The sequence below is a fragment of the Methylothermaceae bacteria B42 genome, from assembly GCA_001566965.1.
In the GTDB taxonomy this organism is placed as follows: domain Bacteria; phylum Pseudomonadota; class Gammaproteobacteria; order Methylococcales; family Methylothermaceae; genus Methylohalobius.
The window spans coordinates 1-6352 of record LSNW01000028.1 but is presented as its reverse complement, the minus strand read 5'-3'; the positions used below and the strand labels follow the sequence as shown (position 1 = coordinate 6352).

General features: G+C 43.8%; 6 protein-coding genes and 1 pseudogene. All 7 read left to right on the top strand.

Annotation, left to right across the window (positions count from 1 at the left end; genetic code table 11):
• Positions 1–336, top strand: a pseudogene (locus tag AXA67_08790) (hypothetical protein).
• 86 nt (positions 337–422) lie between these two features.
• Positions 423–1013, top strand: coding sequence for a hypothetical protein (locus AXA67_08785; protein KXJ40668.1), 591 nt, complete (start codon positions 423–425; stop codon positions 1011–1013).
• Between the two features lie 42 nt (positions 1014–1055).
• Positions 1056–1718: a hypothetical protein gene (locus AXA67_08780; GenBank protein KXJ40667.1), complete on the top strand. Its 663-nt coding sequence runs from the start codon at positions 1056–1058 to the stop codon at positions 1716–1718.
• A 97-nt stretch (positions 1719–1815) separates the two neighbouring features.
• Positions 1816–3435 carry a hypothetical protein gene (locus AXA67_08775; GenBank protein KXJ40666.1) on the top strand — a complete coding sequence of 540 codons (1620 nt, stop codon included), beginning with the start codon at positions 1816–1818 and terminating at the stop codon, positions 3433–3435.
• Positions 3436–3486: 51 nt separating this feature from the next.
• Positions 3487–4434 carry a hypothetical protein gene (locus AXA67_08770; protein ID KXJ40665.1) on the top strand — a complete coding sequence of 316 codons (948 nt, stop codon included), beginning with the start codon at positions 3487–3489 and terminating at the stop codon, positions 4432–4434.
• 92 nt (positions 4435–4526) lie between these two features.
• The gene (locus AXA67_08765) at positions 4527–5210 is read left to right on the top strand and encodes an SAM-dependent methyltransferase (GenBank protein KXJ40664.1); all 684 of its coding nucleotides are present in this window, start codon (positions 4527–4529) and stop codon (positions 5208–5210) included.
• 85 nt (positions 5211–5295) lie between these two features.
• Positions 5296–6201 (top strand): molecular chaperone Tir, encoded by a 906-nt coding sequence (locus tag AXA67_08760; protein KXJ40663.1) that lies wholly within the window; start codon positions 5296–5298, stop codon positions 6199–6201.
• Positions 6202–6352: the final 151 nt, after the last annotated feature.

Below are 6352 nucleotides of genomic sequence, written 5' to 3'. Positions count from 1 at the left end.
AATGGGGATGGTAAAAATGAGGGTGCGTTCTTGGCGGTAACGAAGGACGGTAAATACGAAGGATTGATCGCATTCGTTTACCTAGATAAAAAAGAAAAGTGGTTTGTATTAGATAGAATGAAAACGGGAAATACTGTTTTTATGGGTTTAAGCTTATACAAACCGGGTAAATATATGGTTCTTTGCCTATCGGGAGACGAATGCAACGGGAAATATAGGAAAGAAATAGTGATAAAGAATGATGCTTTTTCTTATTACCGTCCTGGTAGTGCGAGTTCAATATTTGTTTGGAACCCAAAAACAAAAACCTTCGACCGTGTATGGCAATCGGATTAAAAGCTAACAATCCGCTCGTTCGGACGCAAACTACGCTGCGCTTCGTTTGCGCCGCACAGCTTTATCGTTAGCCTTATGAGCGACTTATGAAATACGTATTGATTGTATATCTTTCAATCATAATTCAGCTTTCCTATGCTGCAACCGATGGTTGGGTTACGAGGGATGGAAAACCAGTTCCTAATTCAAACGCGATAAAAAGCATAAATGGATTTGGCGGTTGGCTGTTAATTACCCCAGAACCTGATTGGGAGAAAAAATGGAATACATCGTCAGAAACGATACCTTATTTTGCTGAGGCAACGGAAGTATCATATGGAAAGAAATTAACAATCCTCACTTTTTTCATAAATCCCAAAACAAACGCCGCCGGGGAAATTGACGTGCTTTGTGATATTAAGGTAACAAGGCCAAATGGAAGTATTTCTGTTGATGCTAAAGGAATCAAATGCGCGTCAGGTAAACTTATTGGTAATCCACGCAATATTAGAATGGCATCAGCAGTAATTAAATATATTGGTGAAGAAGGTGATCCGCCCGGCAAATGGAATGTTGAAGTCACGTTAACAGATAAAGTGCGAGGAACAGTTATACCATTAAGGGCGCATTTCAATCTACAAAGGAAAAAGGCTAACAATCAAATCAACAAGGACACCCAACTCAATGCGGGGCATTGAGTTGGGTGCCTGTTATTCGAAGCGTTAGCCAAGTAAAAGAATATGCCACAGTCAGACTATACACAGCAGCAATATGAAAATGATTTCCTTTCGGATGAGAAGAAAACTGAGAGGGCGCTAGAGCATGCCCTTGATATAAGAAAGTTCGAAATAGATCTCTATTGGAAACGAGCCACATATTTTTGGGCATTCATTGGTGCAACATTCGCTGGATTTCTCGCTATTCAAGCGTCAACTGCAGAAAACAAGCAAGATTTATCAGTTTTGCTCTCATGCGTAGGTTTTGTGTTCTCTGTTGCCTGGTTGTGTGTGAATCGTGGCAGTAAACAGTGGCAAGAAAACTGGGAAAAGCATGTCGATATGCTAGAAGATAAAATTACTGGGCCACTTTACAAGGTTGTTCTAACAAGAAACAAACTACAAGGCTGGAAAGATTGGGGACGGCACATTATTACAGGCCCATCTCCATTATCGGTGTCAAAAATCAATCAAATAATCAGTCTATATGTATCTGTGTTATGGGCTTTTTTGGTTTTATACTCATTGCCTAAATTCGATCTAGATTCGGAAATTAACTGGTTTTACTTTTCTGTAGTGATGGTAAGTATTATGGCCTGCATTACTTTCTTTTGGCTTGGCCGTACATATCAAGGTGGTTTTTGGCACCGAGCCACTATTCGAACTACAGAAATAAAAAATGGCTAACAATCGCATGCACTCGGACAGCAAAAAGCGCCGCTCGTTCCTCGCTCTGCTTTTTGCTGCCGGTGATGCATGGCGTTGGCACGCATAGAGATATTGAATGACAATCCCAATTAAATACAACGCCGCTCAGGCTATCCACGAAGGTGATGCTCCACTCATTATCATCGGCCCGAACGGATCCGGGAAAACTCGGTTCGGCCTGCAGCTGGCTCAATGGAATGATGCCGAAACGATAGCAGCGCTACGGAACATAGCGATCCCACAGAATATCCCCATGCAGTCACTGACCCAGGCAGAGCAGGAACTAACGAGCCACAAACAGCGTCACAGGCAGCAACCTTGGAACATTTCTTCCGAAATTAACAACCTATTTGCCAAGCTTATGGCTGAGGATGCGGCATCAGCCATCGATTTTCGTGATAATTACAGTGAGGGGGCCGAACCAGAAATTACAAAACTTATGCAATTGCAACAATCATGGGAACGGTTATTCCCTGGGCGTCGAATCGTGTTCAAGGGCTATACCCCAAAGGTCACTTCCGAGTATGTGGCAGGAGAGAAGGAGTACGCTGCGCAGTCGATGAGCGACGGAGAACGAGTCGCCCTTTATCTTGCGGGACGTGTCCTAGATGCCAAGCCGGGCGTCATCGTCGTTGATGAACCTGAGGTTCACTTCCATTCGAGGCTTGCCATGCAGTTTTGGGATGAACTCGAACGCCTGCGACCGGACTGTCGCTTCGTCTACATCACCCATGATTTGCCATTCGCCCAGTCCAGACAAGCATCCGGTTATCTGATCGTGAAACCTGGCAGTGACCCTCAGATTACGCCCGTCGATCAGGGTGTTCCGCCGGACGTTGCGAAGGAGATCCTAGCAGCGGCGTCGTTTTCTATCTACGCAGACACAGTCGTTTTCTGCGAAGGGACAGAATCAAGCGTGGACCAACGGGTATATCGCGCATACTACAATGACCGGAGTATTGCCGTCGTTCCAGTGGGATCGTGCCGCGATGTTATAAAATGCACCGAAGCGTTCTCTGATTCGGGGATTGTCCAAGGGATGAAAGCTATTGGCATTGTTGACAGAGACTATTGGCCGGATGCATTCCTGGATTCATTGCCCGAAGCTGTTCACGTCTTGCCCGTACATGAAATTGAATCCCTCCTTTGCCACAGAGGGATATTTTTTGCCGTGTCGGAACATCTTGGAAACCAAGAGGAAGTGAGCAAAGAGTTATATAGAGAATTTCTAAACGAAGCGGCAGCGCAATTCACAGGTAATCTAAAAAACAAACAGGTGTCAGAACGTTTCAAGAATCGATGTGCGGACCAGTTTAACCGAGCCCTCAACGCATTGAGAGTACAAGAATCCGATGCAGCAACGCGCCAGAATCACGAGGAAGAGCTTAACCCATCCAAGTGGGCGACGCCTCCCCAAGATATCATGGATGCCGAAATGACCATCGTAGACCTTGCAGTGTCAAGCCCAGACGAACATCTCATTCGCATCCTTCCCGGTAAAGTGTATTGGTCATTACTCATTCGCAAGTTGGGCTTATCGAGGGATGCTTACATTGGGCTGATTGTTGATGCCCTTGTGGCAAATGATTCATCACCCTTATCGTCTCTTCGGGGTAAGCTCAGAGAGGTAATGGATGAATTTATGCCTGCATGCCAACAAGGCGCTTCAGCCGACCCGCCTTCAGCCGGCGGCTGAGCTATTCCGTTGGGTGGCAACGAAGGGTCGTTCCAAGAAGGTTATAAGATAATGAAACCAACTGATTTCTGGAAGAACTTCAGGCTAGGAGAGGAGATAAGTATATCTGGAGCATTCATCTATAACGGGCTTCGACGTTATCACGAGATGAGAAATCTCGATTACACCGATGAAGTATTCGAGTTTCTTTACAATACATCTGTCGGGTTTGAGCGGCTCCTTAAAATCGCCATCATTTTATTCGAACATGATGATTCTGTTGATCAGGAAGAACTAGAGAAATCTCTAATAACACACAACCATCTTGACCTACTTACTCGCTTGAAAACTCATGCCGAGATAAATTTTGGTCCACCTCAAATTGAGTTCCTTGGTTTGCTGGCAAAGTTCTATAAGTCTCTTCGGTATGATCGGTTTTCATTGTCCTCTGTTTACGACGCAAAGAAAGAACGAAAAGCTTTACGCAACTTTCTAAATAAACATCTTAAAGTTGATTTTCCAGGCGATTCGTCATTTCTTGGAACTCCGAATGAAGATCGATACCGAAAGTTTGTCCGAAGAATAATATTAAAAGTATCGAGGACGCTGTACGACATAATAAAGTCACGTGCGGGTGAAATAAATTTATACACATATGAGCTGCGCCATGGTTCAAAGGCGGAATCCGTTTTTCTTCGGGAGATAGATATTACAGAAGAAGATATTCTATGGAAAGAATTGCTTGTTTTCTTCATGAATACTGAGTCCACTTCAGCGTATCTAGAATTTCTCAGAGGTATTCCGCCGTTAGATTTCGATACTGGGCTCATCGGAGACTATCTCGATTGCTTCAAATCAGATTCTGCAAAGGCATTTGTCATGGACGAATTAGAGCATCACTATACCGAGTTGGAGGATGATGCTAGAGATCGTCTTAGATTAATGCAGGTTATTGGGGCGCCAAATGTCAGTTTCGATACTGATGAGGAAGAAGATTTATACGATGAAGAGAATGAATAGTTATACCACCCAACAATGCGTTTCACCTGACCGCTATTCCGCTGACGCTCCATAGCGGCAGGTGAACTTGGTCGTTAGATGATGGAAAGGGAATGGCGTTCACATTAGAGAAAGTAGTGCCTTGGGGAAGGTCGTATGATGAATATGTATCAATGTTTTCTTTGTCAGAGAGCGACCTTGCCAAGAAAATCATAGGGTGTGGTGATGGCCCAGCCAGTTTCAATTGTGAACTGACGCGCAAGGGAGGAACTGTTGTATCTGTTGATCCTATATACAGATTTTCAGAGAAAGAGATAGAGGCAAGAATAGAAAAAACATATTCTACTGTTCTGGAACAAACAAAGGAAAATGAAGGGGAGTTTGTTTGGAAAAACATAAAGAGCCCCGACGAATTGGGCCAATTAAGAATGAGTGCCATGAAGCAGTTCCTATCCGATTACCCGGAAGGGAAGGAACAACGCCGCTATATCAACGCAGAGTTGCCCGTTTTGCCATTTTCAGATCAGGAATTTGATTTGGCGCTATGCTCCCATTTTCTATTTCTTTATAGCGAGCATCATTCCATTGATTTTCATATTCATTCTATTGCTGAAATGTGTAGGGTGGCTGGCGAGGCAAGAATATTTCCAGTGCTTGAGCTGGGGGCAAAGAAATCTCGTCATCTCGCAGGTGTTGTTGAGGGGCTGCGATCTGAAGGCTATGAATGTAGCATAGAAAAAGTTGATTACGAATTTCAGAAAGGCGGCAACGAAATGTTGAGGGTAAAAATCATCTAACAATCGCGTCAACCCGGACTGGCAATTCCGCTGCGCTCCATTGCCAGCCGGTTACGCGAAGCGTTAGGCAAGAAGGGAAGTCTCCATGCCGGTATTTATAAGTTATTCACACGCAGATGAACTGATCGTAAATAAACTTGCAGCTCACCTTGTGAAACACAATGCAAGTGTGTGGGTAGATACTTGGGAGCTAAATGTTGGTGATTCGATCCTTAATAGAGTTCAAGATGCTATTCAGGAATCAAGTGCATTGCTTGTAATTTTGTCGAAGACTTCTGTTGAATCAGAATGGTGTAAAAAAGAACTATCTGCTGGCTTAATGAGGGAGCTAGATGAGAAAAGAGTAGTTGTTTTACCTGTTCTGGTAGAGGACTGCGAAATACCAATATTTCTTAGAGAGAAAATGTATGCCGATTTGCGTACTGATTTTGACAGAGGGTTGCATCAAGTTCTTGATGCAATTGCGAAAGTAACAAATTCATATCAAGGGCGTTTGGAACAAGATGAAGGCACAGTAGATTGGTCAGAAGATTGGGGGTATAACGACGGGCTATTTCATCTGCGTTTTACCATTGTTAATAGCCCGAATACCTTGCCAATGACATTTTTGACACAAATATATGTGTTTTGTAATGAAGTTGCTACTAGCCGTTATAAGCAGTATGAAGCTGCTGGTCTTGATTGGATTGGAAGGGCAGTTATTGCTGAGGCTCTTTTTGACTTCGGAGAAAAAGACGATTATCGCCTCATTCTGGATAACCAGTTTCCCCGGGAACTAAAAGCAACAATCTATGACCCGAAAACCGGGTCAAAATACGATGTTATTTGTGAGTCAAGGAAAATGGGACAGGACAATGGTAAAGATCAATTAGTCAATATAAGTGATTACCTCAAGCAAATACGGGAATACATACGAAGTGTTTCAAGAAAACCAACTCCTGAAGAGGTTGCGAAAATTCAAAAAATCATTGCCACCCCATGGAATGCCTAACAAACACATGCACTCGGACAACAAAAAACGCCGCTCGTTCCTCGCTTTGCTTTTTGTTGCCGGTGATGTGAGGCGTTGAACTAAACCGCTTCGCGGTAGCTTTTTCGCCATCTCCATAGATTTCCCATTCACTGACGGTTTGTCGGACACT

Coding starts and splice junctions, on each gene's coding strand:
- AXA67_08785 (KXJ40668.1), top strand. CDS start 423: ATGAAATACGTATTGATTGTATATCTTTCAATCATAATTCAGCTTTCC.
- AXA67_08780 (KXJ40667.1), top strand. CDS start 1,056: ATGCCACAGTCAGACTATACACAGCAGCAATATGAAAATGATTTCCTT.
- AXA67_08775 (KXJ40666.1), top strand. CDS start 1,816: ATGACAATCCCAATTAAATACAACGCCGCTCAGGCTATCCACGAAGGT.
- AXA67_08770 (KXJ40665.1), top strand. CDS start 3,487: ATGAAACCAACTGATTTCTGGAAGAACTTCAGGCTAGGAGAGGAGATA.
- AXA67_08765 (KXJ40664.1), top strand. CDS start 4,527: ATGGCGTTCACATTAGAGAAAGTAGTGCCTTGGGGAAGGTCGTATGAT.
- AXA67_08760 (KXJ40663.1), top strand. CDS start 5,296: ATGCCGGTATTTATAAGTTATTCACACGCAGATGAACTGATCGTAAAT.